27 protein-coding genes and 1 tRNA gene are annotated in these 26189 nt (G+C 71.8%); 21 read left to right on the forward strand and 7 right to left on the reverse strand.

Annotated elements, in window-relative coordinates; all coding sequences use genetic code 11:
- The first annotated feature begins 52 nt into the window (after positions 1 to 52).
- The 10 genes from AC1Q49_RS10055 to AC1Q49_RS10100 all read left to right on the forward strand — a co-directional run bounded on the left by AC1Q49_RS10055 (position 53) and on the right by AC1Q49_RS10100 (position 8508).
- Positions 53 to 838, forward strand: a complete 786-nt coding sequence (locus tag AC1Q49_RS10055; protein ID WP_492491994.1) for an SGNH/GDSL hydrolase family protein — start codon at positions 53 to 55, stop codon at positions 836 to 838.
- A 67-nt stretch (positions 839 to 905) separates the two neighbouring features.
- Positions 906 to 1271 (forward strand): GntR family transcriptional regulator, encoded by a 366-nt coding sequence (locus AC1Q49_RS10060; protein WP_492491947.1) that lies wholly within the window; start codon positions 906 to 908, stop codon positions 1269 to 1271.
- Positions 1268 to 2272 (forward strand): DUF1648 domain-containing protein, encoded by a 1005-nt coding sequence (locus AC1Q49_RS10065; RefSeq protein ID WP_492491949.1) that lies wholly within the window; start codon positions 1268 to 1270, stop codon positions 2270 to 2272. Before AC1Q49_RS10060 ends, AC1Q49_RS10065 begins: the two co-directional genes overlap by 4 nt.
- Before the next feature lie 31 nt (positions 2273 to 2303).
- Positions 2304 to 2972, forward strand: a complete 669-nt coding sequence (locus AC1Q49_RS10070; protein ID WP_492491951.1) for an O-methyltransferase — start codon at positions 2304 to 2306, stop codon at positions 2970 to 2972.
- Between the two features lie 109 nt (positions 2973 to 3081).
- Positions 3082 to 4362, forward strand: coding sequence for a phosphopyruvate hydratase (eno, locus tag AC1Q49_RS10075; protein ID WP_060959801.1), 1281 nt, complete (start codon positions 3082 to 3084; stop codon positions 4360 to 4362).
- Between the two features lie 64 nt (positions 4363 to 4426).
- A complete protein-coding gene (locus AC1Q49_RS10080; protein WP_492491953.1) occupies positions 4427 to 4960 on the forward strand; it encodes an FtsB family cell division protein in 534 nt (177 codons plus the stop codon).
- Between the two features lie 85 nt (positions 4961 to 5045).
- Positions 5046 to 5516: a DUF501 domain-containing protein gene (locus AC1Q49_RS10085; protein WP_082734169.1), complete on the forward strand. Its 471-nt coding sequence runs from the start codon at positions 5046 to 5048 to the stop codon at positions 5514 to 5516.
- 53 nt (positions 5517 to 5569) lie between these two features.
- Complete coding sequence (locus AC1Q49_RS10090) at positions 5570 to 6850, forward strand: S8 family serine peptidase (RefSeq protein WP_371836323.1); 1281 nt, start codon at positions 5570 to 5572, stop codon at positions 6848 to 6850.
- A gap of 19 nt (positions 6851 to 6869) precedes the next feature.
- Complete coding sequence (locus tag AC1Q49_RS10095) at positions 6870 to 8351, forward strand: NAD(P)/FAD-dependent oxidoreductase (protein WP_101306025.1); 1482 nt, start codon at positions 6870 to 6872, stop codon at positions 8349 to 8351.
- Between the two features lie 84 nt (positions 8352 to 8435).
- A tRNA-Leu gene (locus AC1Q49_RS10100) sits at positions 8436 to 8508 on the forward strand.
- A 14-nt stretch (positions 8509 to 8522) separates the two neighbouring features.
- Here AC1Q49_RS10100 and AC1Q49_RS10105 read toward each other — a convergent pair.
- A complete protein-coding gene (locus AC1Q49_RS10105) occupies positions 8523 to 9431 on the reverse strand; it encodes an alpha/beta hydrolase (RefSeq protein WP_492491956.1) in 909 nt (302 codons plus the stop codon).
- A gap of 88 nt (positions 9432 to 9519) precedes the next feature.
- Between AC1Q49_RS10105 and AC1Q49_RS10110 the strand changes: the two genes are divergently transcribed.
- The 7 genes from AC1Q49_RS10110 (at position 9520) to AC1Q49_RS10140 (ending at position 17116) form a co-directional block, all read left to right on the forward strand.
- On the forward strand, positions 9520 to 10752 hold the full coding sequence (locus tag AC1Q49_RS10110) for an alanine racemase (protein ID WP_492491958.1): 1233 nt from the start codon (positions 9520 to 9522) through the stop codon (positions 10750 to 10752).
- Positions 10749 to 12062, forward strand: coding sequence for a D-arabinono-1,4-lactone oxidase (locus AC1Q49_RS10115; RefSeq protein WP_492491960.1), 1314 nt, complete (start codon positions 10749 to 10751; stop codon positions 12060 to 12062). Before AC1Q49_RS10110 ends, AC1Q49_RS10115 begins: the two co-directional genes overlap by 4 nt.
- 119 nt (positions 12063 to 12181) lie before the next feature.
- Entirely contained in the window at positions 12182 to 12748 is a 567-nt protein-coding gene (locus tag AC1Q49_RS10120) for a LemA family protein (protein ID WP_005052555.1), read from the forward strand.
- A 13-nt stretch (positions 12749 to 12761) separates the two neighbouring features.
- Positions 12762 to 13649, forward strand: coding sequence for a M48 family metalloprotease (locus AC1Q49_RS10125; protein ID WP_492491962.1), 888 nt, complete (start codon positions 12762 to 12764; stop codon positions 13647 to 13649).
- Positions 13650 to 13665: 16 nt separating this feature from the next.
- Positions 13666 to 14865: an AI-2E family transporter gene (locus tag AC1Q49_RS10130; protein ID WP_061782591.1), complete on the forward strand. Its 1200-nt coding sequence runs from the start codon at positions 13666 to 13668 to the stop codon at positions 14863 to 14865.
- Positions 14862 to 16088, forward strand: a complete 1227-nt coding sequence (ilvA, locus tag AC1Q49_RS10135; protein WP_191008355.1) for a threonine ammonia-lyase — start codon at positions 14862 to 14864, stop codon at positions 16086 to 16088. The genes AC1Q49_RS10130 and ilvA overlap by 4 nt, the downstream gene beginning before the upstream one ends.
- A gap of 146 nt (positions 16089 to 16234) precedes the next feature.
- On the forward strand, positions 16235 to 17116 hold the full coding sequence (locus AC1Q49_RS10140; protein WP_492491965.1) for a putative endonuclease domain-containing protein: 882 nt from the start codon (positions 16235 to 16237) through the stop codon (positions 17114 to 17116).
- A 90-nt stretch (positions 17117 to 17206) separates the two neighbouring features.
- Here AC1Q49_RS10140 and greA read toward each other — a convergent pair whose 3' ends face one another.
- A complete protein-coding gene (gene greA / locus AC1Q49_RS10145) occupies positions 17207 to 17695 on the reverse strand; it encodes a transcription elongation factor GreA (RefSeq protein WP_060959230.1) in 489 nt (162 codons plus the stop codon).
- Positions 17696 to 17838: 143 nt separating this feature from the next.
- Positions 17839 to 18243: a DUF4307 domain-containing protein gene (locus AC1Q49_RS10150; RefSeq protein WP_082734118.1), complete on the reverse strand. Its 405-nt coding sequence runs from the start codon at positions 18241 to 18243 to the stop codon at positions 17839 to 17841.
- A 63-nt stretch (positions 18244 to 18306) separates the two neighbouring features.
- Between AC1Q49_RS10150 and AC1Q49_RS10155 the strand changes: the two genes are divergently transcribed.
- Positions 18307 to 18621, forward strand: a complete 315-nt coding sequence (locus AC1Q49_RS10155) for a hypothetical protein (RefSeq protein WP_061782553.1) — start codon at positions 18307 to 18309, stop codon at positions 18619 to 18621.
- Between the two features lie 25 nt (positions 18622 to 18646).
- Here AC1Q49_RS10155 and trhA read toward each other — a convergent pair whose 3' ends face one another.
- On the reverse strand, positions 18647 to 19351 hold the full coding sequence (trhA, locus tag AC1Q49_RS10160; RefSeq protein ID WP_060959231.1) for a PAQR family membrane homeostasis protein TrhA: 705 nt from the start codon (positions 19349 to 19351) through the stop codon (positions 18647 to 18649).
- Positions 19352 to 19472: 121 nt separating this feature from the next.
- Here trhA and AC1Q49_RS10165 point away from each other — a divergent pair, with 121 nt between their 5' ends.
- The 3 genes from AC1Q49_RS10165 to phoH2 are packed head-to-tail and all read left to right on the forward strand — an operon-like array spanning position 19473 to position 23029.
- Positions 19473 to 20258 carry an isoprenyl transferase gene (locus AC1Q49_RS10165; protein ID WP_060959232.1) on the forward strand — a complete coding sequence of 262 codons (786 nt, stop codon included), beginning with the start codon at positions 19473 to 19475 and terminating at the stop codon, positions 20256 to 20258.
- 40 nt (positions 20259 to 20298) lie between these two features.
- Positions 20299 to 21714 (forward strand): aminotransferase class V-fold PLP-dependent enzyme, encoded by a 1416-nt coding sequence (locus AC1Q49_RS10170; protein ID WP_492491968.1) that lies wholly within the window; start codon positions 20299 to 20301, stop codon positions 21712 to 21714.
- Positions 21674 to 23029 carry an RNA 5'-3' helicase PhoH2 gene (gene phoH2 / locus AC1Q49_RS10175; protein WP_061782551.1) on the forward strand — a complete coding sequence of 452 codons (1356 nt, stop codon included), beginning with the start codon at positions 21674 to 21676 and terminating at the stop codon, positions 23027 to 23029. The genes AC1Q49_RS10170 and phoH2 overlap by 41 nt, the downstream gene beginning before the upstream one ends.
- A gap of 21 nt (positions 23030 to 23050) precedes the next feature.
- Here the strand turns inward: phoH2 and AC1Q49_RS10180 are convergent, their stop codons facing one another.
- The 3 genes from AC1Q49_RS10180 to AC1Q49_RS10190 are packed head-to-tail and all read right to left on the reverse strand — an operon-like array spanning position 23051 to position 26142.
- Positions 23051 to 23707: a response regulator transcription factor gene (locus tag AC1Q49_RS10180; protein ID WP_060959235.1), complete on the reverse strand. Its 657-nt coding sequence runs from the start codon at positions 23705 to 23707 to the stop codon at positions 23051 to 23053.
- Complete coding sequence (locus AC1Q49_RS10185) at positions 23704 to 24708, reverse strand: sensor histidine kinase (protein WP_060959236.1); 1005 nt, start codon at positions 24706 to 24708, stop codon at positions 23704 to 23706. Before AC1Q49_RS10185 ends, AC1Q49_RS10180 begins: the two co-directional genes overlap by 4 nt.
- 36 nt (positions 24709 to 24744) lie before the next feature.
- Positions 24745 to 26142 (reverse strand): class II fumarate hydratase, encoded by a 1398-nt coding sequence (locus tag AC1Q49_RS10190; protein WP_492491971.1) that lies wholly within the window; start codon positions 26140 to 26142, stop codon positions 24745 to 24747.
- Between the last annotated feature and the right edge of the window lie 47 nt (positions 26143 to 26189).

The following is a 26189-nucleotide window of genomic DNA, read 5'->3' on the forward strand; positions in this document are numbered from 1 at the left end:
CGACGTGAACACCCGACCGGGCCGGAGCGGCGCGCCGCGACGCCGTGTGGCGATGCGCGCCGCCGCGGTCGCCGTGGTCGTCTCGGCAGCGGCGGCGACCCTGATCACGCGGAGCGTGCTGACCCGGCAGGCGGCGATCGCCCGCCGACGGATCGGCAAGCCGCTCGGCGAGATCGCTCTGGATGCCGATCGGCTCTGGCGCTCGAAGTTGCCGGGGGAGCCGATCGAGCTGGTGGTCGTCGGCGACTCGATCGCTGCCGGGCTCGGGGCCGACCGCGCCAAAGACGTGCTCGGCGCGCGGCTGGCCAAAGGCATCGCCGCGTTCCTCCAACGCCCTGTGCAGCTGCGCACGGTCGCGACGGTCGGCGCGCAGTCGCAGGACCTCGCGCGCCAGCTCGACCGTCTCCCGGGCGGCTACCGGCCGGATGCCGCGGTCATCATCGTCGGGGGCAACGACGTGACCCACCGCACGCCGGTGTCGGGGGCGGCCGCCGATCTCGAGGAGGCGGTGCGGCGCCTGCGGGCGACGGGCGCCGCCGTCGTCGTCGGCACCTGTCCCGACCTGGGGGCGCTGCGTCCGGTGCCTCAGCCGCTGCGCGCTCTGGGGGCGCAGGCCTCGCGTCAGCTCGCCCACGCGCAGGCGGCCGCGGCCCGCCGCGCCGGCGCCCGCGTCGTCTCGTTGCGCCGCACCGTGGGCCCGATGTTCGTCGAGCACCCGGACGACATGTTCAGCCTGGACCGCTTCCACCCGAGCGCCCTGGGCTATCGGCGCACGGCGGACGCGCTCGTGCCCGAGATCGTCGCCGCGCTCGCCGAGGGGGCGTTGGCTCGGGGGTGAGACCGCGGCGGTCGCCGCGCGGACCTCCCAACTGTTCTAGTTGTCATAGAATGGATGCGGAGGCCGCATGCTGATCCGCACCGATCCGACGAGCGATGTGCCGCTGTTCGCGCAGATCGCGGCATCCGTCCGCGCGGACGCCCTCGCCCGCCGTCTCCGCCCGGGGGACCGCCTGCCCTCGGCGCGCGAGGTCGCCGCCGCGCTCGACGTGAACCTGCACACCGTGCTGCACGCCTATCAGCAGCTGCGCGACGAGGGTCTCGTCTCGATGCACCGCGGTCGCGGCGCCGTCGTCACGGCCGCGGTGGATCGCCTGGCCGAGCTCCAGCCCGACATCACCGGCCTCGTCGCGCGCGCCCGCTCCCGCGGACTGTCGCCGCAGGCGCTGGCCGCGCTCATCCACCACACATCCGATCCGGAGGAGTCACCATGACCACCCCGCGGCCGCGCGCCGTCTCCCGCTTCCTCGTCGTCGCCGTCGCGATCCCCGTCGTCGCCACCCTCGTCGCCGTGCTGCTGCAGCTGGGGGCCCGCGCCTCCCTGCCCGACCCGATCGCCATCCACTGGGGCGTCGACGGAGGGCCGGACGGCTACGGCCCCCTCGCGGTGGCGGTGCTCTCCACCGCGGCGATCGGGCTCGGGGTGCCCCTGCTGATCGCGGCCTCCGCGCTCAACGGGCTGCGCCGCGGCGACCGCGGCCCCGCCTACCGGATGATGGGCGCCCTCGCCGGGGCGACGTCCGTGTTCACCGCGGTCCTGACCACGTCGTCGGTGCTGATGCAGCGCGGCGTCGCGGAGGCCGCCGACGGGCCGTCCGTCCTCCCCTGGCTGATGGTCGCGGCCGTCGTCGCCGTCCCGGTCGGCGTCCTCGCCTGGTTCCTCCAGCCCGACGAGCGCATCGTGTCGACTCCGACGACCGCGGCGATCTCCCCGCCCCTGTCGAGCGGGGAGCGCGCCGTCTGGCTGCGCAGCGTCCGTCTCGCGCGGGGCGGTCTCATCGTGCTCGGTACGGCTCTGGCGCTGCTGGTCGTCGTCACGATCCTCACCGTGGCCGTCAGCGGCAGCGCGGTGGCCGCGACGATCCTCATCGTGCTGATCGCTCTGATGGCCGCGGTCATCGCCGCGACCGCGGTCTTCCACGTGCGCGTCGATGCGACGGGCTTGACCGTCAACTCCGCGACCGGCTTCCCGCGGATCCACCTCCCGCTCGCCGAGATCGACCGCGTGGAGGTGGTCGAGGTCAGCCCCATGGGGGAGTTCGGCGGCTGGGGGCTGCGCTGGGCCCCGGGCGGCGGCTTCGGCGTCGTGCTGCGCACCGGACCCGGAATACGCGTCACGCGCCGCGACCGGCGGGTGTTCACGGTCACTGTCGACGACGCCGGCACCGGCGCGGCGCTGCTCGCCGCCGAGGCGGAGCGCGCCGCGGGGCGTTGACCCGGCCGCGCCGAGGCGGTTGGGTGGAGCCATGACCGAGCTCTCCCTCGCGGCCGCGCATGAGGTCGACCGCTACCTCGTCGACACGCTCGTCGACGCCGACGACGGCCTCGACGCGGCCGTGCGGGCCCAGCGCGCCGCCGACATGCCGGCGATCGAAGTGGCGCCCACGGGCGGCAAGCTGCTGTGGCTGCTCGCACGCCTCAGCGGAGCGCGCCGTGTGCTCGAGATCGGGACGCTCGGCGGGTACTCGACCATCTGGCTGGCGCGCGGCATCCCCGACGACGGCCGGGTCGTGACGATCGAGGCCGAACCCCGCCACGCCGAGGTCGCACGGCGCAGCATCGATCGCGCCGGGGTGGGGGAGCGCGTCGACATCCGCGTCGGTCGCGGGGCCGACGTGCTGCCGACGCTGGAGGATCAGGCTCCCTTCGACCTCGTCTTCATCGACGCCGACAAGGAGTCCAACACCGTCTACCTCGACTGGGCCGCGCGCCTGGGCCGGCCGGGGACGCTCATCGTGGTCGACAACGTGGTGAGGGCGGGACGGGTGGCGGATGCCGAGGATCCCAGCCCTCAGGTGCGGGGCGTCCGGGCGGGGCTGCAGATGCTCCGCGACGACCCGCGCTTCACGGCCACGGCCCTGCAGACGCTGGACGCGAAGGGCTGGGACGGGATCGCGCTCGCGCTGGTCGTTTGATCCGGTGCCGCGCAAGTGGCCCCGCCATCCAGGTCACTAGACTCAAGGACGGAGCCGAGACACACCCGTGACGCTCCAAGGTTCACCCTCCACAAGCAAGGAGTCCCCTGTGGCACTGATCGAGGCTGTAGGCGCACGCGAGATCCTGGATTCGCGTGGCAACCCGACCGTCGAGGTGGAGGTGTTGCTCGACGACGGCATCGTCCAGCGCGCGGCCGTCCCGTCGGGCGCATCCACCGGCGCCTTCGAGGCGTACGAGCTGCGCGACGGCGACAAGAGCCGCTACGGCGGAAAGGGCGTGCTGAAGGCCGTCAACGCCGTCATCGACGAGCTCGGCCCCGCGATCGAGGGCGTGGAGGCGAGCGAGCAGCGCGTCATCGACGAGATCCTCATCGCCACCGACGGCACCGAGAACAAGTCGCGCTGCGGCGCGAACGCCATCCTCGGCGTGTCGCTGGCCGTCGCGAAGGCGGCCGCCGACGCGGCCGACCTGCCGCTGTTCCGTTACCTGGGCGGCCCGAACGCGCACGTGCTGCCCGTTCCGCTGTTCAACGTCATCAACGGTGGCGAGCACGCCGACAACGGCATCGACTTCCAGGAGTACTTCCTCGCCCCCATCGGTGCGGAGACCTACGGCGAGTCCCTGCGCTGGGGCACGGAGGTCTACCACGTCCTCAAGGGCGAGCTGAAGGCCGCCGGCTACAACACGGGCCTCGGCGACGAGGGCGGCTTCGCCCCCGACCTGCCCAGCAACCGCGAGGGCCTCGACTTCCTCATCAAGGCGATCGAGAAGGCCGGCTTCACCCCCGGCAAGGACGTCGCCGTGGGTCTGGACGTCGCCGCGACCGAGTTCTACAAGGACGGCGTGTACACCGTCGAGGGCAAGGCGTGGTCGGCCGAGAAGCTGACCGACTACTTCGCCGACCTCGTCGCGAACTACCCCGTCGTCACGATCGAGGACGCCCTCGCCGAGGACGACTGGGACGCCTGGAAGCACCTCACCGACGCGATCGGCTCGAAGGTCCAGCTCGTCGGCGACGACCTGTTCGTCACCAACCCGGTGCGCCTGCAGAAGGGCATCGACCTCGGCGTCGCGAACGCCCTGCTCGTCAAGGTGAACCAGATCGGGACGCTCTCGGAGACGCTCGACGCGATCTCGCTGGCCACCCAGAACGGGTACCGCTCGATGCTGTCGCACCGCTCCGGTGAGACCGAGGACACGACCATCGCCGACCTCGCCGTCGCGGTGAACGCGGGTCAGATCAAGACCGGTGCGCCCGCCCGCAGCGAGCGCGTCGCGAAGTACAACCAGCTGCTGCGCATCGAGGAGGAGCTCGGCGACGCCGCGGTCTTCGCCGGCCGCGCGGCGTTCCCCCGCTTCAAGGGCTGAGGATTCGCTGAACCGATCGGGGCGGCGTACGGCGGGCGCGTGAGCGCCACGTAGGCTGGACCCCATGACGAGAGAGGGAGCCGTGCGCGACGCGCCGGCTCCCTCTTCCCGTCCCGGACGGCGCCCCGCGTCGCCCGACGGGACGCGGGGGCGCGTCGACGTGCGGGCCTGGGCCGGCGGCATCCGTTTCTCGGCCTTCACGGTCATCATGCTGGGACTCGTCGTCCTCGCGGTGTTCACGCTCGTGCCCACGGTCGGCACCTATCTGGGCCAGCGCCAGCAGATCGCCGCGCTCACGCACTCCGTCCAGGTCACGGAGGCCGACGTCGCGGCGCTGCAGCAGCAGAAGGACCGCTGGAACGACCCCGCCTACGTCACGTCGCAGGCGCGCGAGCGGCTGTACTACGTGCGCCCCGGCGAGGTGGTCTACCTCGTCGACAACGACCTGCCCGCCACGGCGATCCCGCAGGAGCAGTCCGCGGTGAGCGCGCAGGTGCAGGAGACGCGCACCGACTGGATGGCGCAGCTCGTGCGCTCGATCGCGGGCGCCGGACTCGCCCAGACGGCGACCGTGACGCCGACCGATCCCGCCGGCTGATCAGCGGTCGGTCAGCGCGCCCCGGTACCCTGGACGGGTGTCGCACCCCGCCCTGACTCCTGCCTCCGACGCCGACCTCGAGGTCATGCGCGCCCAGCTGGGGCGGCCGATGCGCGGTGTCGTCGGCATCGCCGCGCGGTGCGTGTGCGGCAATCCCACCGTCGTCGCCACCGAGCCGCGCCTTCCCGACGGCACGCCGTTCCCCACGTTCTACTACCTGACGCACCCGGGGGCGACGGCGGCCATGTCGGCGCTCGAGGCGACCCAGGTCATGCCGGAGCTGGCCGCCGTGCTCGAGACCGATCCCGACGTCGCCGCCGCCTACGCAGCCGCCCACGCCGCATATCTCGCCGACCGGGCCGTCTACGGCGAGGTCCCCGAGATCGCGGGCATCTCGGCGGGCGGGATGCCGACACGCGTGAAGTGCCTGCACGCCCTGGCGGGTCATGCGCTGGCCGCAGGGCCGGGCGTCAACCCGATCGGCGACCTCGCCCTCGCCCGCGGTGACTGGTCGCCCACGCGGTGCACGTGCGTCGTGCCGCGGAGCGCCCCGTGACGCGCGGCGCACATCGGGCGCTGGGCGTGGCCGCGGCGTTCGCACTCGTCGTGCTGATCGACGGGGCCGCCGCCGGTGCGGCGACCCCGGCCACGCCCGCCGCCGTGGTCGGGACCCCGGCGGCCGCCTCGGTGTCGACACCGGCCGTCACCGACCCGGCGCGCGCCGCGGAGTACTGGCTGGACGAGTACGGCATCCGCTCCGCCTGGCAGACCACCCGCGGCAAGGGCACGACGATCGCCGTCATCGACACCGGGATCGGGCGGTCGCCCGTCGAGTTCTCCGGCGCCGTGGTCGGCGGCGCGGACTTCTCGGGAGCGGGTTCCTCGGACGGTCGCACCCCCGTCGGCGCCGTCGATGCGAACCACGGCAGCTGGGTGGCCTCGCTCGCCGCGGCGCGGGGGACCGGCGCCGACACCGGCATGATCGGCGTCGCTCCCGAGGCGGACCTGCTGTCCCTGTCGATCGGGTTCGGTGCAGCATCCTCCGTGCCGTTCGTCCAACAGGTGGCCGACGCGATGGTGTGGGCCGTCGACCACGGGGCCGACATCATCAACCTGTCGTTCACGACGAACACGCTCACCTGGGACACCTCCTGGGACGACGCCTTCCAGTACGCCTTCGATCACGACGTCGTCGTCGTGGTCGCGGCGGGGAACAAGGGCAGCGGCACGGAGGAGGTCGGTGCCCCCGCCACCATCCCCGGAGTGCTGACCGTCGGCGGCGTCAACCGCGCCGGCGTCGCGAGCGAGCGCGCCTCGACCCAGGGGATCACGATCGGCATCTCGGCGCCGAGCGAGCAGCTCCTCGGCGTCTCCGCCGACGGGCAGCTGGTCGTCTGGGACGGCACGAGCGGTGCCGCGCCCATCGTGGCGGGGATCGCCGCGCTCGTCCGCTCGGCGCACCCCGAGCTGAACGCCGACAACGTGATCAACCGCATCATCAAGACCGCACGTCCCGCGGCCGGGTCGACCAAGGTCCCCGACGAGAAGTACGGCTACGGACTCATCGACGCCAACGCGGCCGTCGGTGCGTCGGTCGCCGAGGTCGACGCCAACCCCATGGGGAGCCTCGCGGAGTGGGTGCGGCTCTACCGCCGCGCCGACGCCGGGCCCCAGCCCACCCCCACCTCGACGCCGGTCGTCATCGAACAGCTCCCGCAGGCGGAGACGCTCGAGCGTCGCTCGCCGCTGCTGCCCAGCGCCGACACCCTGCGCTACGGGACGGTGCCGCTCGTCGGGGTCACCCTGACGGCTATACTGGTCGCGCTCGGTGTCACTGCTGCTGCCCGGCGCATCAGATCGGAGCGCGCACCTCGTACTCCGAGCCGTTGATTCAAGGAGTACTTCCCCTGTGACCCACGCAGAGACCAGCACGGCCGCCACGTCCTCACACGGGGCCGTTCCCAAGATCCTCATCGTCGGCGGCGGCTACGCCGGCTTCTACACCGCCTGGAAGCTCGAGAAGCACCTGCGCAAGGGCGAGGCGGAGGTCACGGTCGTCGACCCGCTGCCGTACATGACGTACCAGCCGTTCCTCCCTGAGGTGGCAGCCGGTGAGATCGAGGCCCGTCACGTCATCGTGGGGCTGCGCCGTCACCTGAAGAAGACGCGCATCGTCACCGCGAAGGTCACCGGCATCGACCACGCCACCCGCACGGCGACCATCACGCCCGCCGAGGGCGAGCCGTGGCAGGAGAGCTACGACCAGATCGTCGTGACCGCGGGTGCCGTCTCGCGCACCTTCCCGATCCCCGGCATCGCCGAGAACGCGATCGGCCTGAAGACGATCGAGGAGGCCGTCGCCGTCCGCGACCGCATCCTCACCAACTTCGACCGCGCCGCGAACCTGCCCGCGGGCCCCGAGCGCGACCGTCTGCTGACCGTCGTCGTCGTCGGCGGCGGCTTCGCCGGCATCGAGGTGTTCGCCGAGACCCGTGCGCTGGCGTCCTCGCTGCTCAAGGATTACCCGCAGCTGCGCTTCGAGGACACCCACTTCCACCTCATCGAGGCGATGGGTCGCATCATGCCCGAGGTGTCGCTCAAGACGAGCGAGTGGGTGCTCAAGGACCTCGCCAAGCGCGGTGCGAACGTCCACCTCGACACGCAGGTGACCGGCGCCGTCGACGGCAACGTCGAGCTCTCCACAGGTGAGACCATCCCGACCGACCTGATCATCTGGACGGCCGGCGTCATGGCGAACCCCACGGTGGTGCGCGGCAGCGACCTGCCGGTGGAGGAGCGCGGCCGCATCCGCACGCGCGCCGACCTGCGCGTGGGCACCCCGGAAGAGATCGTCGAGGGCGCGTGGGCCGCCGGAGACGTGTCGGCCGTCCCCGACCTGACCGGCAAGGGCGTCGGCGGCTACTGCGTGCCGAACGCCCAGCACGCCGTGCGTCAGGCGAAGCTGCTCGCGAAGAACCTCGTCGCCGTCCTGCGCGACGAGGTGCCGCGCGAGTACATCCACCACAACCTGGGCGCCGTCGCCGGCCTCGGCCTCTACAACGGCGTGTTCCAGTCGGGCAACCTCGCCCTCAAGGGCTTCATCGCCTGGTGCGCCCACCGCGGCTACCACGGTCTCGCGATGCCGTCGTGGGAGCGCAAGTGGCGTGTGATCGGCGACTGGTGGCACAACTTCTGGCTGCGTCGCGACAACGTCTCGCTGCAGACCGTCCAGAACCCGCGTTACGTCTTCGAGGAGTTCGCCTCCCGGCCGCGCCCGGCCGCACCGGCCGCCGCTCCCGCCGCACCCGCGATCGACCCCAAGTCGGTCGCCGCGGAGAAGAGCGCCGCCGCGGAGCCCAAGGTCGAGGAGAAGGCTTCCGCCGCCAGCTGAGGCATCCGTTTCGCACGCACCGGACCCCCACCCGCCCCGCGGTGTGGGGGTCCGCTGCGTGCGGCGTCGCTACGCTGGGAGCGGGCCCCCGTAGCCCAACGGCAGAGGCAGGCGACTTAAAATCGCTTCAGTGTGGGTTCGAGTCCCACCGGGGGTACGGGACGGAGACGATCAGCCGGCGACGCCGCGCGGGTCGGCCACGAAACGGCCGACGAGCTCGTACGCCGCGCGTGCCTCGCGGGTCCAGTGCGCCCCCGGATAGACGTGGAAGCCGTCGTCGGCCACGACGATGCGCGCGGGCGATCCCGCAGACCGCGCCTTCGCGACGAACGCGACGGCATCGTCGTGGAACACGTCGTTGGCGCCCTGGAAGACGATCGTCGGAGCCAGCCCTGCAAGGGTGTCGTCGATCGGGCTGATCGAGGGATCCCGGAGGTCGCGCGTGCCGGCCCACGCCCCGGCCGCAGCGCGCAGACCGGTGCAGCGCAGAGTGGGGTCGCGCCGTTCCCGCTGCCAGGCTCCGGCCGTGCGCATGGTCGGGTCGACCCACGGTGCCAACAGGATCAGTCCGTCGAGCGGATGCCGATGGGTGTCGCGGACGCGCAGAGCCAACGTCGTCGCGACGTTGCCCCCGGCGGAGTCGCCCGCCACGAAGATCTCCCTGGTGGTGGGGCGGTGCGCCACCTCGTCGTAGACCGCGTCGATGAACGCCTCCGCCTCGTCGACGGTGTGCTCCGGCGTGAGCGGATACGGAGCGATCGTGAGGGCGGCGCGCGTGGCCGTCATGATGCGCTGGACGATCCACCAGTGCTCGCGGACCATCGGGCTCACGAAGCCGCCGCCGGGCAGGTAGATCAGTTCGCGTCCGACGACGTGATCGTGCGGCTGCCAGCGCAGCACCGTCGAACCCGCGACCGTGCTCTCCGTCAGCCGCCCGAACGCGCCGGCATCCCGTGGCGGAGGGGCGAAGGTGCGCTGCGGATCGACCCGGGACAGATACTCTGCACCGGAGAGGTCACGACGCGTCCGCCCGGACGTGAGCCACAGCGCGCCGACGGTGAGCTTCATGAGCAGGGTCACGCGTCGAGACTAACGTCCGGGTTCCGCTGTCGATGACACCGCGTGTCATCTAGGCTGGTGCCCTCACGCGCGAAGGAGCCCCGATCAGATGAGCCTCGACCTCCTGAGCCTGCGCCTGCAGTCCGACGATGCGCGGCGCGATCCGTCGGCCTCCTGGGCGGCACGCTCCGCGGCGATCGCGGAGCTGTCCGGGCCCGTGGCGACGATCGACCTCGACGCGTTGCGCTTCAACGCGATGGACCTCGTCGTGCGCTCCGGAGGCGTTCCCATCCGCGTGGCGAGCAAGTCGATCCGCGTGCGCGAGGTGCTCGACGCGACGCTCGCGATCGCGGGCTTCCGCGGCATCCTCGCGTTCACCCTGCCGGAAGCGCTCTGGCTCGCCCGCGACCACGACGACGTGGTGCTCGGGTACCCGACCGTCGACCGGGCCGCGCTGGCCGCACTCGTGCACGACGAGGAGGCGGCCGCCCGCATCACGCTGATGGTCGACGACCTCACGCAACTCGACGTGGTGGATGCCGTGGCCTCGCCCGCCTCCCGCGCGACGCTGCGCGTCGCGATCGACGCGGACGCCTCCTGGCGGTCTCCGGTGCTCGGACACATCGGCGTGCGACGCTCGCCCGTGCACGAGCCCGCCGAGGTGACCCGTCTCGCACGGGCGATCACGCGCCGACCCGGCTTCCGCCTCGTCGGGCTGATGATGTACGAGGCCCAGATCGCCGGACAGCCCGACGCGACCGGCTCGGGCGACGCCGTCATCAGATGGATGCAGGGCCGATCGCGCAGCGAGCTCGTCGACCGTCGCGGGGCCATCGTCGCCGCACTGCGGGAGATCGCACCGCTCGAGTTCGTCAACGGCGGCGGCACGGGCTCGCTCGAGTCGACCTCGGCCGACCTCGCGGTCACCGAGACGACGGCCGGCAGCGGTCTGCTCGCCGGGCACCTCTTCGACGGATACCGCGCGTTCGACCCGGCGCCCGCGGCGGCGTTCGCCCTCGAGGTGGTCCGAAAGCCCACCGCGGACATCGCCGTGGTGCTCGGCGGCGGGTGGATCGCGTCGGGACCGCCCGTGGCCTCGCGTCAGCCCCTCCCGGTGTGGCCGCCGGGCCTCAAGACCCTCGCGCGCGAGGGCGCCGGAGAGGTGCAGACCCCGTTGCAGGGCGATGCCGCCCGCGGCCTGGCGGTGGGGGATCGCGTGTGGTTCCGACACGCCAAGAGCGGCGAGCTCGCCGAGCGCGTCGACCGCTACCACTTCACCCTCGGCGATCGCCTCGTGGGCGAAGCGCCGACGTACCGCGGCGAAGGGAAGAGCTTCCTGTGACACGACCGGGCGGCACATGGCAGAACTGGGCGCGCACCGAACGGGTCCGTCCGCAGCTGGTCGAATACCCGACGACCGTGGAGGCCGTCCGCCGCTCGGTGCGCTCGGCCGCCGCCCGCGGACGAGCCGTGAAGGCGGTGGGCGCGGGACACAGCTTCACCGGCATCGCCGTCGCGCCGGGAACCCTGCTGGAGCTCACGGAGCTCTCGGGCCTGATCTCCGTCGACCGCGACCGGGGGAGGGCCCGGCTCCTCGCCGGCACACGGCTGCATCGGATCCCCGCCCTTCTCGCGCCCTACGGACTCGCGATGGCCAACCTGGGCGACATCGACCGGCAGTCCATCGCGGGAGCCGTCTCGACCGGCACCCATGGGACGGGTCTGGGCTTCGGCGGGCTCGCGACCCAGGTGGTGGCCGCGACGCTCGTCACCGCCGACGGCGAGCTGCTCACCGTCGACGAGGACCACGAGCCCGAGCTGCTGCCCGCCGTCGCCCTCGGTCTGGGTGCCCTCGGCATCCTCGTCGACGTCACACTGCAGTGCGTGCCCGCCTTCGGCCTGCACGCCGCGGAGCGCCCCGAGGACCTCGACGCGGTGCTCGGCGCGCTGGATGCGCGGATGCGCGACGCCGACCATTTCGAGTTCTACTGGTTCCCGCACACCGACGTCGCCCTCACCAAGACGAACACCCGGCTCGCCGCCGATGCGCCCACCGCGCCGCTGTCGATCGTGTCGCGGGTGATCGACGACGTGGTCGTCGGCAACGGCGTGCACCAGCTGGCCTGCTCCGTCGGTCGGACGGTCCCGGCCCTCGTCCCCGGCATCAATCGGCTGTCGGCACGGGTGTGGGGAGACCGCGAGTTCTCCGACGCCTCGCACCGCGTGTTCGCGACGAGCCGCGGGGTGCGCTTCCGCGAGATGGAGTACGCGGTTCCGATCGAGCACCTGGGCTCGGCCGTCCGCGCCGTACGCGCGCTCGTCGACGCGCGCGGGTGGCGGGTGGAGTTCCCGATCGAGGTGCGGGTCGCCGCCGGCGACGACCGCTGGCTGTCGACGGCCCACGGCCGCGACAGCGGGTACGTCGCGGTCCATCGGTACTGGCGGGCCGATCATCGCGCCTACTTCGAGGCGGTCGAGCAGATCATGCTCGATCACGACGGACGTCCGCACTGGGGGAAGCTCCACACCCTGGATGCGGCGACCCTACGGAGCCGCTACCCCCGCTTCGACGACTTCGTCGCCCTGCGCGAGCGACTCGATCCCGGGCGCATGTTCCGCAACCCCTACCTGGACCGGATCCTCGGCGCCTGATCGCGCCTGCCGCGCCTGCCGCGCGGGTGCGCGAGGTGGGGAACGCCTGGGAGTGGGGGTCGGGGCCGACGCGGGACGCCGCGACGCCGATAGGATGAGCCTCAGTCGATGGGAGTCGTATGGAATGGCTGATCCCGGTCCTGATCGTCGTTGCTCTGGTGGTGATCGCCGGAATCTATCTGTGGGCGACGTACAACTCGCTGGTGGCGCTCGGCGTGCGCGTCGACGAGGCCTGGAGCGACATCACCGTGCAGCTCAAGCGTCGCGCCGACCTGCTCCCGAACCTCATCGAGACGGTCAAGGGCTACGCCGCGCATGAGAAGGCGGTCTTCGAGAACGTCACCCGCGCCCGCGCCGAGACCCTCACCGCGGGCTCGCCCGCGGAGGCCGGCGTCGCCGAGGGGCACATGCAGCAGGCGCTGAAGTCGCTGTTCGCCGTGGCAGAGGCCTACCCGCAGCTGCAGGCGAGCCAGAACTTCCTCCAGCTCCAGCAGTCGATCGTCGACACCGAGGACAAGATCCAGGCGTCGCGCCGGTTCTACAACGGTGGTGTGCGCGAGCTCAACACCAAGATCAAGGTGTTCCCGAACAACATGTTCGCCCGGAACCTCGGCTTCCACGAGCGGGAGTTCTTCGAGGTCGTCGACGGCGCCGCCATCGCCGAGCCGCCGCGCATCCAGTTCTGAACGCGCGCGCGGCATGTACTCCGCGATCGCACGCAACAAGCGCAACACCTGGCTGATCCTGGCCGGCTTCGTCGTCGTGCTCGGACTCATCGGTCTCGCCGCCGGCTGGCTCGCGGGCAACAACTGGTGGATCACCGCCTTCGTGCTGCTCGGCTCCGCGGGCTACGCCACGGTGCAGTATTTCGTCGCCGATCGGGAGGCGCTCGCGCTGTCGGGGGCCCAGCCGGTGACGAAGGAGGAGGCCCCCCGCTACCATCGCCTCGTCGAGAACCTCTGCATCTCCACCGGCACCCCCATGCCGGCGCTGTACGTCGTGGAGGATCCCGCCCCCAACGCGTTCGCCACCGGACGCACGCCCGATCGGGCCGCGATCACGGTCACCACCGGGCTGTTCGAGCTCATGACCGACCGTGAGCTGGAGGGCGTGCTCGGCCACGAGCTCGGCCACATCCGCAACTACGACATCCGGGTGTCGCTCGTCGTCTTCGGCCTCGTCGTCGCCGTCGGCCTCGTCGCCGACATCCTGCTGCGCATCGCCTTCTTCGGGGGCGGCCGTCGCGGCGGCAACAACCAGTCGCAGCTGGTCTTCCTGATCTTCGGCGTCGTGGCCGCCATCGTCGCGCCGCTGCTGGCCGCCCTCGTGCAGGCGGCGATCTCCCGCCAGCGCGAGTACCTGGCCGACGCGACGAGCGCGCTGACCACCCGCGACCCCGACGCGCTCGCGTCCGCGCTCGCCAAGCTCGGTGAGTACGGGCGGCCGCTCGCCAAGGCGAACACCGCGATGGCGCACCTGTGGATCAGCGACCCGCTGCGCCCCGGAGCGGTGCAGCGCATGTTCGCGACGCATCCGCCGATCCCCGATCGCATCGCCCGTCTGGAGGAGATGGGCGGACGGTTCTGAGTCTTAGACTGGCGGGATGAGCGGTTCCGACGACACACCCGGCTCCGCACCGCGCGGGTCGTTCCTCGACGCCCTGCGCGAGCGAACGGTCGCCTCGGACATCGACCGCGGACTGCCGCGCGGACTGCGCGTCGCGACCGCCTACGCCTGGCGGTTCGTCGTGATCGCGGCGGCCGCCGGCATCCTCATCTGGCTCGTCATCCAGCTGAAGCTCCTCGTCATCCCGCTGCTCGTCTCCATCCTGATCACGGCGCTGCTCTGGCCCGTGTTCACGTGGATGCTGCGCCGGGGCGTGCCGCGATGGCTCGCGATCGTGATCGCCGTCATCGGCACGATCGGCGTGATCGGGGGGCTCCTGTGGCTCGCCGTCTGGCAGATCACCCGCGAGTGGGCGAGCGTGCAGGCGCGCACGACGGAGGCGATCGGCCAGTTCCGTGACTACCTGATCGACGGCCCCCTGCACCTGACCGCCCAGCAGATCGACGACCTCCTCGCGCAGGCGTGGACCTTCCTGCAGCAGCAGGCGGAGCTGCTGTGGTCGGGCGCCCTCGTCGTGGGCTCCACGGTCGGGCACGTGGTCACCGGCGCCGTGCTCGCGCTGTTCATCCTGCTGTGCACGCTGGCGGACGGCGCCGGCATCTGGCGGTGGGTCGTGCGGCTCTTCCCGCGCCGCGCGCGCAGCGAGGTCGACGGCGCGGGTCGCGCGGGATGGCGGACGGTCGTCACCTACGCCCGCACCCAGCTGCTGGTCGCGACCATCGACGCGACCGGCATCGCGCTCGGCGCCTTCCTGTTGGGCGTTCCGCTGGCGATCCCGATCGGCGTCCTCGTCTTCCTGGGCGCCTTCGTCCCCTTCGTCGGCGCGATCGTCACCGGAGCGCTGGCCGTCTTCCTCGCCCTCGTCTACAACGGACCGTGGATCGCGCTGTGGATGCTGGTGGTGGTGCTCGCCGTCCAGCAGCTGGAGGGACACGTCCTGCAGCCGCTGCTGATGGGGTCCGCCGTCAAGGTGCACCCGCTGGCCGTGGTCCTCGTCGTCACCGGGGGAGCCATGATCGCCGGCATCCCGGGCGCCCTCTTCGCGGTGCCCCTCGCCGCCTTCGTCAACGTCGTCGCCGTCTATCTGGGGCGTCGAACCGAGAACGGGGCGCTGCCACCCGACAGCGCCGACCTCATCTGGAGCACCGTTCCCCGCAGCAGGAAGAAGACCGCGTGACCCTCCCGACCCTGGCGGAACTCGAGGACGCCGCCGCCGTCCTCCGCGACGTCATCGTGAAGACCCCTTTCGACGTCTCCGAGCACCTCACGGAGGTGCTGGGTGCGCCGGTGTACCTCAAGCTCGAGAACCTCCAGCGCACCGGATCGTTCAAGATCCGCGGCGCGACCTACCGTCTGTCGCGGCTGAGCGCGGAGGAGCGTGCGCGCGGCGTCGTCGCCGCGTCGGCGGGAAACCACGCCCAGGGCGTCGCACTGGCCGCCCAGAAGCTCGGCATCCCGGCGACGATCTTCATGCCACTCGGCGTCCCGGTACCCAAGCTGCTCGCCACCCGCGGCTACGGCGCCGAGGTGGTGCTGGAGGGGGCGACGGTCGAGACGCCGCTGCGCCTCGCCGCAGAGTTCGCCGAGCGCACCGGCGCCGTGATGATCCACCCCTACGACCACCGCGATGTCATCGTCGGTCAGGGGACACTGGGCCTGGAGGTCTGGGATGCCGTGCCCGACCTCGACACCGTCGTGGTCGGCATCGGCGGGGGAGGCCTGATCGCGGGCGTCGCCGCCGCGGTGAAGGCCCGCGCCGCGCTCGAGGGCCGCACGGTCCGGGTGATCGGCGTGCAGGCGGAGAACTCCGCCGCCTATCCGTCCTCTCTCGCCGCGGGCGTGCCCCTCACGGTCGACACGACCCCGACCATCGCCGACGGCATCGCCGTCGCGCGCCCCGGAGACGTGCCCTTCGAGGTGATCAGCGAGCTGGTCGACGAGGTCGTGACGGTCAGCGACGACGACATCGCGCGGGCCCTGCTGGTGCTGCTCGAACGCGCGAAGCAGGTCGTCGAGCCCGCCGGAGCCGTCGGCGTGGCCGCGATCCTGGCCGGGAAGATCATCGCGAGCGGGCCGACCGCCGTGATCCTGTCGGGCGGCAACATCGACCCCCTGCTGCTGCAGCGTGTCGTGGCGCACGGACTCGCGGCATCCGGTCGGTACATGACGCTGCAGGTGCCGCTGCCGGATCGTCCGGGCCAGCTCGCGCGGGTGTCGGAGCTGCTGGCGATCGCCGGCGCGAACGTGATCGAGGCGCTGCACACGCGCCACGGCCAGGGGCTGCAGATCAGCGAGGTGATCCTCCAGCTCAGCGTCGAGACGCGCGGTCAGGAGCACCGCGCCCACGTCATCAGCGTGCTCGAGGAAGCGGGCTTCCGCCCCCGCGTCGCGCAGGACTGAGCCTCTCCGCGAGTTTCGGTCGCCTCACGCGCCCGAAACGCGCGTGGATGCCGTTTCGGGCGCTCGAAGCGACCTAAACGCGGGTCGCGGCCGGCTCCTGTGGACGGGGAGAGATGGGGCGGGGGATGCTGCGGCATCCTCGAGTCATGTCCGAGCTGCCGCGCGCGTTCACCGTCGCTCACGCGCGCGCCCAGGGGACCGCGCCGTCGGCGCTGCGCTCGCGTGCGCGGTGGGCGCGTCCGTTCCGCGGGCTGCGCGCCGCGGTCGACGCGACGTGGGTCGACGTGACCCGGGCCCGCGTGGAGGCGGCGGGGGAGGGCGTCTTCGTGTTCGGCCCCAGCGCGCTGCGGCTGTGGGGGCTCGACCTGCCCGCGCCCTACGCCGACGACGGACTTCTGCATCTCGCGGTGCCGCGTCCGGGACGGGCTCCGCGCGGCGAAGGTGTGGTGGGGGTCAGCGTCGGCATCGATCCGGTGCTCTGCACCTGGCGGCTCGGCATCCGGGTCACGACGCCCGCACGGACGTGGGTCGATCTCGCGCGGATGCTGTCCGTTCCGGCGCTCGTCGCCGTCGCCGATCGGCTGTGTCTGCCCGAGCTCGACGCGTGCACCACCCGCGAGCTGCAGGTCGCGCTCGACCTGTCGCCGCGGGTGCGCGGCGCCGCGCACCTGCGTGCCGCGTGGCCGCTCGTGGTGCCCGGGGCGGAGTCGTACCCGGAGTCGCAGATCCGGGTCTCGCTGGAGACCGCGGGTCTGCCGCGACCGCTCGTGAACGCCGAGATCCGCGACGGCCGAGACCTGGTGGCGCGCGTCGACCTGCTCTTCGCGCCCTGGGGCGTGGTCGTGGAGTACGAAGGGGCCCATCATGCCGATGACCGGCGCCAGTGGCGCCGCGACCTCACCCGGATCGGGGAGCTGCAGCGCCTCGGCTACATCGTCGAGCGCGCGCACGCCGACGACCTGCGCGATCCGGCGCGGCTGACCGAGCGCGTCCGCACGCACCTCGAGCGCCGCGGCTGGCGCGGCTAGCGGCCCGTGCCGACGAGTTTCGGTCGCCTCACGCGCCCGAAACGCGCGCGGATGCCGTTTCGGACGCTCGAAGCGCCCGAAACGTCGGCGTCACTGACCGTTGTAGGTCTCGACCTTGACGATCTCGACGGCGATCTCGCGGCCGTTGGGGGCCGTGTACGAGGTCTTCTCGCCCTCGGACAAGCCCAGGATGGCCGCGCCGAGGGGCGACGCCTCGCTGTAGACGTCGAGCTCCGAACCGGCCGCGATCTCGCGGCTGCCGAGCAGGAACACCTCTTCGCCGCCGGCGACGATCGCGGTGACGACGGTGCCGCCCTTGACGGTGCCGTCCGACTCCGGGGCCTCGCCGACGACGGCATCCTTCAGGAGGGCCTGGAGGGTGCGGATGCGCGCCTCCTGCTTGCCCTGCTCGTCCTTGGCGGCGTGATAGCCGCCGTTCTCCTTGAGGTCGCCCTCTTCGCGAGCGGCCTCGATGCGCTTGGCGATCTCTTCGCGACCCGTCGTCGACAGGTGCTCGAGTTCGGCGGCGAGCCGGTCGTAGGCGTCCTGGGTGAGGAAGGTCTCCGTGTTCTCGGGCACGTCGTCTCCTTGTCGATGAGCGTGGTCGTTGACCGTTGTCGGTGCGGCCGCGCGGCGCGACGGCGGCTTCGAGGAGAAGCGCCGTCGGTGCGGGCCTAAGCCAAACGCCCCGGCAGCTGCCAGGGCGCGTGTGTCGAATCAGCCTACGGGATCCAGCACGACGGGACCAAACCGGTCGTCGCCTCGGCCGTCGTCGCGACGGTCTCCGAGAAGCTCCGGCTGTGCGCGTCGTCGGCGGGGTAGGAGACGACCTTCCACCCGACGATGCCGTGCTCGGTGTCCTGCGCCTCGATCACGCAGTCGACCGCGGCACCGCGCGGCAGGGTGAGCTGGAAGTCGACCGTCACGCTGTGCGCGTCGTCGAGGTGGAACGCGGTCACGTCGATGTCCACGGACTGCGCGGCCTGCGCGTAGGTGCTCCACCCGAAGTAGCCGACCACGGCGATCGCGAGCGCTCCGACGCCGATCCAGGCCCACCGGCGCCCGCGGATGCCGCGTCCGCGTCCGTAGCGGTCGTCGAGCTCCTGCTGCGTGCGCATCGCGGTCATGACACTTCCCGAGGTTCTAGGCTGGACTTCCAGGCTAAGCGCTCCGCGCGGAACAGAGGAACGATGCACGCACTGACGGTCGCACTCGCGAGCGTCGCCGCCGAGGCGACGCCCACCCCGACGATGACGGTCGATCCGGATGTCGTCACGCCGGGATTCGCGGGCTTCGTCGCCATCGCCCTGCTGTCGGTCGTCGTCATCTTCCTCATCGTCGACATGCTCCGCCGCATCCGCCGGGCGGGATACCGCTCCGAGATCGCCGAGGAACTCGACGCCCACGAGCGCGACGCCGCGGCCGCGGCCTCCGACGCGCAGGCCCGGGCCGCCGTCGAGGCGAGCGACACCGACGACCAGGACATCGACCCGCCGTCGCGCTGACCGCGCCCGTCGCGCGCGGCGGCGCTCAGCCGGCCGCGCCGAGCGAGGGGGCGAGCGGATCGAGAGCGATCAGCAGGCACGCCGTCCAGTGGCACAGGAACGCCAGCACCGTGCACACGTGGAAGATCTCGTGGAAGCCGAAGTGGCCGGGCCACGGGTTCGGCTTCTTGAGCGCGTACACGACGGCTCCCGCGGTGTACAGCAGCCCGCCGACGATGACGAGGATCATCATCGCCAGGTTCGCCGCCATCAGGTCGCCGAGGTACATCACGGCCGCCCAGCCCAGCAGCAGGTAGAGCGCGACGTACAGCCAGCGGGGCGCGTGGATCCAGAAGACGCGGAACAGGATGCCGAGAAGGGCACCGGACCACACGAGCACGAGCAGCAGCGCGCCCTTGCCGGGGGGCAGTGCGAGCACCGCGATCGGCGTGTAGGTGCCGGCGATCAGCAGGAGGATGTTCGCGTGGTCGATGCGCTTGAGGACGGCCTTCGTCGTGGGGCCCCAATTGAAGCGGTGGTACAGCGCCGAGTTCCCGAACAGGAGCAGCGAGGTCGCCATGAACACCGCGGCGGCCCACTTCGCCGGAGCGCCCTGCGCGAGGACGATGAGCACGACACCCGCGGCGATCGCCACGGGGAAGGTGCCCGCGTGGATCCAGCCGCGCCACGACGGCTTCAGCTCCACCTGGGCGCCGACGGATGCCGCTTCGATGAGGGGAAGCTGAGGCATGTCCGCGCCGTCGGAGGCTGCGTGTCGGGTCACGGTCCTGAGCCTACGCGCCCGCGTATGCCGGCTCGTGCACATAGCGCCTGCGCGAGACGACGGCGGTGCGCGCGGTAGCGTAGTCGCCGTGACACCCACCGGTTCGGGCGAGGGGCGCGGGTTCCTCTATCGCCTCTACAGTTCGCGCCTGCGACGTGAGTTGACCCCCGATACCGTTCCGCACCACGTGGCGATGATGATCGACGGCAACCGCCGCTGGGCACGCCAGGCGGGTTTCACCACGGTCGCCCACGGCCACCGTGCCGGGGCCGCGAAGATGCACGAGTTCCTGCGCTGGTGCGATGACCTCGGCATCCGCGTCGTCTCGCTCTACCTGCTGTCGACGGACAACCTCACCAAGCGCGACTCGCAGGAGCTCGCCGACCTCATCGAGATCATCGCCGAACTGGCCGATGAGCTGTCGCACGAACCCGGCTGGCGCGTGCAGCACGTCGGGCGCGCCGAGGTCCTCCCGGCCGATCTCGCCCGGGTGCTGCGGACGGCGGAGGAGCGGACCGCCGGCAACACCGGGCTGCACGTCAATCTCGCCGTCGGCTACGGCGGGCGCGGGGAGATCGTGGATGCGGTGCGCAGCATCATCGCGCAGCATCACGAGCGCGGCGGCTCGCTCGAAGAGCTGGCGGCCAGCCTCACGCCGGAGCAGATCGGCGAGCACCTCTACACGGGCGGCCAGGCCGACCCGGACCTCGTCATCCGCACGTCCGGCGAGCAGCGGCTGAGCGATTTCCTCCTCTGGCAGTCGGCCCACTCGGAGTTCTACTTCGTGGAGGCGCTGGGACCGGACCTGCGCGAGGTCGACTTCCTCCGCGCCATCCGCGACTACGCCACCCGCGACCGCCGGTACGGCGGCTGAGCACCCGGCCCCGCGCACGGCGCGTGGGACAATGGCAGACGTGAACGACCTGGAGCCCTACCTCGAGACCTTCGACAGCGCGACGGGATACCTCGACTGGGCGGCCTTCGGTCCGCTGTCCCCGGCGGTGCGGGCGGAGATGCTCGCCGACGCCGAGCTGCTCGGCAGCGGACGGCGCTCGAGCATCGATCTCGTGACCGCGCGCGTGACCGAGGCGCGCGATCTGGTGGCGGGCGTCCTCGGATGCGCGCCCGAGGAGGTCGTGCTGCAGCCGTCGACGACCCACGGCCTGTTCCATACAATGCAGGGCCTCACCGGCACGGTGGTCGTCTCCGCGCAGGACTTCCCGTCGCTCCGGGTCACCGCTCGGCGCGCCCAGGACGCGCGCGGCCTGCTCAGCGTGCGGGAGATCGACCCGATCGACGGCATCGTGACGGTGGATGCCGTCGCGGAGGCGCTCGACGACGACGTGACGGCCGTGGGCGTGAGCCTCGTCGACTTCCGGACGGGCGCCCTCGCCGACCTCGCGGCGCTGCGCGAGCTCATCGGTGACCGTCTGCTCATCGTCGACGCGATCCAGGGATTCGGGGTCACCGAGGTGGACTGGGCCGCTGCGGACGTCGTCTGCGCGAACGGCTACAAGTGGCTGCGCGCGGGCCGGGGCACGGGCTTCGCGCGCTTCTCGGACCGCGCCCGGGAGCGCATCGAACCCGTCCTGTCGGGGATCTCCGGGATGCAGGGGGATGCCACGACCCCGGGAGTGCCCGCGCCCCTCGCGACCGCGGCGGCGTACCAGGTCGCTCCCACCGACCCCCTCGCGGCCGGCCGCCTCGCGGCGGCGCTACGCGAGATGACGGATGCCGGCATCCCCGCGATCGCCCAGGAGCTGCGCGCGCGTGCACGCGACGTGATGGATCTCGCCGACCGTTACGCGGTACCGGTGCTGACCCCCCGCGACCGGCACGCCGGCATCGTCACCCTCCAGCCCGCCGCGCACGACGCCGCCGCGCTCGCGGCCGCCCTCGCGAACCACGGTGTGACGGTGACCGCGCGCGGCGCCACCATCCGCGTGTCGCCGCACGTGGGCACCGGTGCCGACAGCCTGCGTCTGCTCGGCGACGCCTCGCCGAGGTGGCCGCCACGCGTGTCGTCATCGACGCCGCGCCGGGAGCGCTCGCGCTCTCCGAGGCGGACATCGTCCCGGCGCCGCCGGCGCTGGCCGACGCCGTCGGCTCCGACACCGCGAATTAACACGCCGGACACCGCAGCGCGGCGTGTCGTGGATGACGTCGGCGCGTCGCCCGCCGTACGGTCATCACATCGGGCAAGGCGCCCGGTCGAGTCGGCCTCATCACGACTCGTGGCCACGGTCGACTCGAGACTGCCGGGTGCTCCACCCGGGGCGGGAGTGAGTTGTGACCACACGGGCTTCACTGCAGCAACGCCGGATCGATGACGTCGCCGAGGAGGTCGCGGATACGGATCTGCGCACCTACGTCCTCGACACCTCGGTCCTGCTGAGCGATCCGCGGGCTTTCTTCCGCTTCGCCGAACATTCGGTCGTCGTGCCGGTCGTCGTCGTCACCGAGCTCGAAGGCAAGCGCCACGACCCGGAGATCGGCTACTTCGCGCGGCAGGCACTCCGTCACCTCGACGAGCTGCGGGTCGAGCACGGCAGACTCGACTTCCCCGTGCCCGTCGGCGAGGGCGGCACCCTGCGCGTCGAGCTCACCAACACCGACCCCTCCGTGCTGCCCGCGGGCATGCGCCTGGGCGACAACGACACCCGCATCCTCGCCGTGGCGATGCACCTGGCCCAGGAGGGTCAGGAGGTGACCGTCGTCTCGAAGGACCTGCCCATGCGGGTGAAGGCGGCGTCCCTCGGCATCCCGGCGGAGGAGTACCTCGCCGAACAGGCGGTCGACAGCGGGTGGACCGGCATCGCGGACATCGCCGTATCGGGCGACGACATCAGCGACCTCTACGAGAGCGAGGTCGCCACGAGCGAAGAGGTGCGCGGGTTCCCGGTCAACACGGGGCTCGTCATCCACTCCGAGCGCGGCTCCGCCCTCGGGCGCGTCACCGGCGACGGGGCGTTCCGCCTGGTGCGCGGCGACCGCGACGTCTTCGGCCTGCACGGGCGCAGCGCCGAGCAGCGCATCGCCATCGACCTGCTTCTCGACCCCGAGGTGGGCATCGTCTCGCTCGGCGGTCGCGCCGGCACCGGCAAGTCGGCCCTCGCCCTCTGCGCGGGACTGGAGGCCGTGCTGGAACGGCAGCAGCAGAAGAAGATCATCGTCTTCCGCCCGCTGTTCGCCGTCGGCGGTCAGGAGCTGGGCTACCTGCCGGGCGATCAGGCCGAGAAGATGAACCCGTGGGGGCAGGCGGTGTTCGACACGCTCGGCTCCGTCGTGTCGGGCAACGTCCTCGAGGAGGTCGTCGCGCGCGGGATGCTGGAGGTGCTTCCCCTCACGCACATCCGCGGACGCTCGCTGCACGACGCGTTCGTGATCGTCGACGAGGCGCAGTCCCTCGAGCGCAACGTGCTGCTGACGGTCCTCAGCCGCATCGGGCAGAACTCCCGCGTGGTGCTCACCCACGACGTCGGGCAGCGCGACAACCTGCGGGTGGGCCGCCACGACGGCATCGCCTCGGTCATCGAGACGCTCAAGGGCCACGGCCTCTTCGGCCACGTGACCCTCGTCCGCTCGGAGCGCTCGGCGATCGCCGCGCTCGTCACCGACCTGCTGGAGCAGGGCGAGCTGAGCTGAACCCCGCGGGCGCGGCGGGGGCTACTCCCAGCGGTAGCCCTCGCCGCGCACCGTCACGATGTGCTCGGCGCCGAGTTTCGCCCGCAGATACCGGACGTACACGTCGACCACGTTCGAGCCGGGGTCGAAGTCCAGACCCCAGATGCGGCTGAGCAGCGTCTCGCGGGTGAGCACCTCGCCCGGATGCCGCAGGAACTGCTCCGCCAGCGCGAACTCCCGAGCCGAGAGGTCGACCTCGCGCCCCGCCACGGTCGTGCGTCGCGCGAGCAGGTCCAGACTGACGTCGCCCTGCGTCAGCACCATGACGATCGTGCCGGTGCGCTCCCGCAGACGCGAGCGCACCCGCGCCATGAGCTCCGCCAGCGAGAACGGCTTCGGCACGTAGTCGCTGGCCCCGGCATCCAACCCGTCGACGGCGTCGCGCGCCGAGCTGCGGGCGGTGAGCATGATCACCGGCACGGTCGCGCCGTCCGCGCGCAGATGCCGCAGCACCTCGAACCCGTCCATCGTGGGAAGGCCCACGTCGAGGATCACGAGATCGATGTCGCCGCGCAGCGCCCGTTCCAGGCCGGCCGGACCGTCGTCGCACGCGACGCTCTCATGACCCTCGGCCGCCAGGGCGCGCGACACCATGGACACGATGTGCGGTTCGTCGTCGACGATGAGGATGCGGGTCATCCGGAGGCCTCCCGTTGTTGGACGACATCCCCCGCGCGCACGGGCGTCGGGAGGGTCGCCTGCGTGCCGATGGGGATCTCGATGGTGAACGTCGCGCCGCCTCCCGGCGTGTCGGCGACGGTGCAGTGCCCGGCGTGTGCGCGCGCGATCGTGTCGACGATCGCCAGCCCCAGTCCCGATCCGCCCACCGCGCGCTTGCCGGTGCCCCGATCGAAGCGGCGGAAGATGCGATGCCGCAGCGACGGCGGGATGCCGGGGCCGTGGTCGCGCACCCACAGCTGCGCGCCGGACGGGTGCACGGCACTGCCGATCTCGATGGGGGAGTCGGACGGCGTGTACTTGGCCGCGTTGTCCGCCAGTTGCAGCCACGCCTGCAGAAGACGGTCGTGGTCGCCGTGGATGATGCCCGCCGCGCGCTGTTCGACGCTCCAGCCGTGGCCGCCGATCACCGTGACGAGCTCGGCGACGCGCTGGGTGAGCGCCGCCAGATCGACGTCGCCCATCGTGAAGCTGTCGCTCTCCACCGCCGCCAGCAGATCGATGTCGCCGATCAGCCGCGTCATGCGATCCAGCTCGGCGATGCCGAGGGTCCGGGTGGACGCCACGTCGGCGGGGTCCGCGGCATCCATCAGCTCGAGGTGTCCCCGCACGATCGTGATCGGCGTCTTCAGCTCGTGGCGCACGTCGTCGAGCAGTCGGCGCTGCGCGTCGAAGAGCGCGTCGGGGGTGTCGAGACCCTCGGGGAGTTCGGGGAGATCGGGAAGGCGACGCGGATCCGCGTCGACGAGGAACCAGCCGACGACCGCCGTCGCGGCCAGGGTGAGGACCGCGGCGGCAGCGAAGACGCCGACGTCCGCCCAGGTCGTCTCGGTGCCCGTGGCCGCGTGCAGCAGGAGCAGGGCCAGCGCGGTGAACGCGAATCCGCCGGTCACGACGGCGAGCAGCACCGCCAGCGTGCGCGCACGACGTCCCGTGCGGGCGGTGCTGGCGGCGCGGTTCACCCTCTGATTATCGACCCGGGATCGACGCGGCCGCGATCAGCCCGGGTGGGTCATCGAGAGCAGGTCGAGCTTGGCGTCGAGCTGCTCCTCCGTCAGCTCGCCGCGCTCGACGTAGCCGAGGTCGATGACGGCCTCGCGCACCGTGATGCCCTTGGCGACGGCGTGCTTGGCGATCTTCGCCGCGGCCTCGTACCCGATCAGCTTGTTCAGCGGCGTCACGATCGACGGCGACATCCCCGCGAAGGCGGCGGCGCGGTCGAGGTTCGCCTGCAGGCCGTCGATCGTCTTGTCGGCCAGCACGCGCATCGCGTTGGACAGCAGCCGGGTCGACTCCAGCAGGGCGGTGCCCATGACGGGGATCGCGACGTTGAGCTCGAACGAGCCCGACGCGCCGGCCCAGGCGACCGTGGCGTCGTTGCCGATCACCCGGGCACACACCATGAGCGTGGCCTCGGGTACGACGGGGTTGACCTTTCCGGGCATGATCGACGAGCCCGGCTGCAGGTCGGGGATGTGCAGCTCCCCGAGTCCGGTGTTGGGGCCGGAGCCCATCCACCGCAGGTCGTTGTTGATCTTCGTGAGCGACACCGCGATCGTGCGCAGCGCGCCGGAGGCCTCGACGAGCCCGTCGCGGTTGGCCTGGGCCTCGAAGTGGTCCTTCGCCTCCGTGATCGGCAGCTCGGTCTCCTCGGCCAGCAGCGCGATGACCTTCTGCGGGAAGCCGAGCGGGGTGTTGATGCCGGTACCCACGGCGGTGCCGCCCAGCGGGACCTCGCCCACGCGGGGGAGCACCGCGCGCACCCGCTCGATGCCGAGGCGGATCTGGCGGGCGTAGCCGCCGAACTCCTGGCCGAGGGTCACCGGCGTCGCATCCATCAGGTGCGTGCGGCCGGACTTCACGGCGTCCTTCCACAGCTCCGCCTTCGCCTCGAGCGCGACCGCCAGGTGGTCCAGCGCCGGGATGAGGTCGTCGATGAGGGCCTGCGTGACCGCGATGTGCACCGATGTCGGGAAGACGTCGTTGGACGACTGCGACGCGTTGACGTGGTCGTTCGGGTGCACCGGGGCACCGAGCTTCTGCGTCGCGAGGGAGGCCAGCACCTCGTTCATGTTCATGTTCGAGGAGGTGCCCGAGCCGGTCTGGTAGGTGTCGACCGGGAAGTGCGCGTCGTAGCGGCCCGTGATGACGTCATCGGCGGCGGCGGCGATCGCGTCGGCGATCGCGCCGTCCAGGGTACCGAGCTCCTTGTTCGCGAGGGCGGCCGCCTTCTTGATGCGGGCGAGCGCGGCGATCTGGGTCGACTCGAGTCCCGTCCCCGAGATCGGGAAGTTCTCCACGGCGCGCTGCGTCTGCGCGGCGTACAGCGCGTCCTTGGGGACGCGCACCTCACCCATCGTGTCGTGCTCGATGCGGTACTCGGTGGTCTCGGTCATTGCGGTCACGTCCTCGTTTCCTGTGCGTGTTCTGTTGTGGTGATGTC

Source organism: Microbacterium sp. MPR-TSA4 (genome assembly GCF_058792815.1).

Bases quoted from the DNA above. Each gene is read 5' to 3' on its own strand.
- AC1Q49_RS10070 (WP_492491951.1), top strand. From the start codon at position 2,304: ATGACCGAGCTCTCCCTCGCGGCCGCGCATGAGGTCGACCGCTACCTC.
- AC1Q49_RS10130 (WP_061782591.1), top strand. From the start codon at position 13,666: ATGAGCGGTTCCGACGACACACCCGGCTCCGCACCGCGCGGGTCGTTC.
- AC1Q49_RS10080 (WP_492491953.1), top strand. From the start codon at position 4,427: ATGACGAGAGAGGGAGCCGTGCGCGACGCGCCGGCTCCCTCTTCCCGT.
- AC1Q49_RS10190 (WP_492491971.1), bottom strand. From the start codon at position 26,142: ATGACCGAGACCACCGAGTACCGCATCGAGCACGACACGATGGGTGAG.
- AC1Q49_RS10140 (WP_492491965.1), top strand. From the start codon at position 16,235: ATGTCCGAGCTGCCGCGCGCGTTCACCGTCGCTCACGCGCGCGCCCAG.
- AC1Q49_RS10125 (WP_492491962.1), top strand. From the start codon at position 12,762: ATGTACTCCGCGATCGCACGCAACAAGCGCAACACCTGGCTGATCCTG.
- AC1Q49_RS10180 (WP_060959235.1), bottom strand. From the start codon at position 23,707: ATGACCCGCATCCTCATCGTCGACGACGAACCGCACATCGTGTCCATG.
- AC1Q49_RS10060 (WP_492491947.1), top strand. From the start codon at position 906: ATGCTGATCCGCACCGATCCGACGAGCGATGTGCCGCTGTTCGCGCAG.
- AC1Q49_RS10065 (WP_492491949.1), top strand. From the start codon at position 1,268: ATGACCACCCCGCGGCCGCGCGCCGTCTCCCGCTTCCTCGTCGTCGCC.
- AC1Q49_RS10155 (WP_061782553.1), top strand. From the start codon at position 18,307: ATGCACGCACTGACGGTCGCACTCGCGAGCGTCGCCGCCGAGGCGACG.
- AC1Q49_RS10055 (WP_492491994.1), top strand. From the start codon at position 53: ATGCGCGCCGCCGCGGTCGCCGTGGTCGTCTCGGCAGCGGCGGCGACC.
- AC1Q49_RS10110 (WP_492491958.1), top strand. From the start codon at position 9,520: ATGAGCCTCGACCTCCTGAGCCTGCGCCTGCAGTCCGACGATGCGCGG.
- AC1Q49_RS10150 (WP_082734118.1), bottom strand. From the start codon at position 18,243: ATGACCGCGATGCGCACGCAGCAGGAGCTCGACGACCGCTACGGACGC.
- AC1Q49_RS10120 (WP_005052555.1), top strand. From the start codon at position 12,182: ATGGAATGGCTGATCCCGGTCCTGATCGTCGTTGCTCTGGTGGTGATC.
- AC1Q49_RS10085 (WP_082734169.1), top strand. From the start codon at position 5,046: ATGCGCGCCCAGCTGGGGCGGCCGATGCGCGGTGTCGTCGGCATCGCC.
- trhA (WP_060959231.1), bottom strand. From the start codon at position 19,351: ATGCCTCAGCTTCCCCTCATCGAAGCGGCATCCGTCGGCGCCCAGGTG.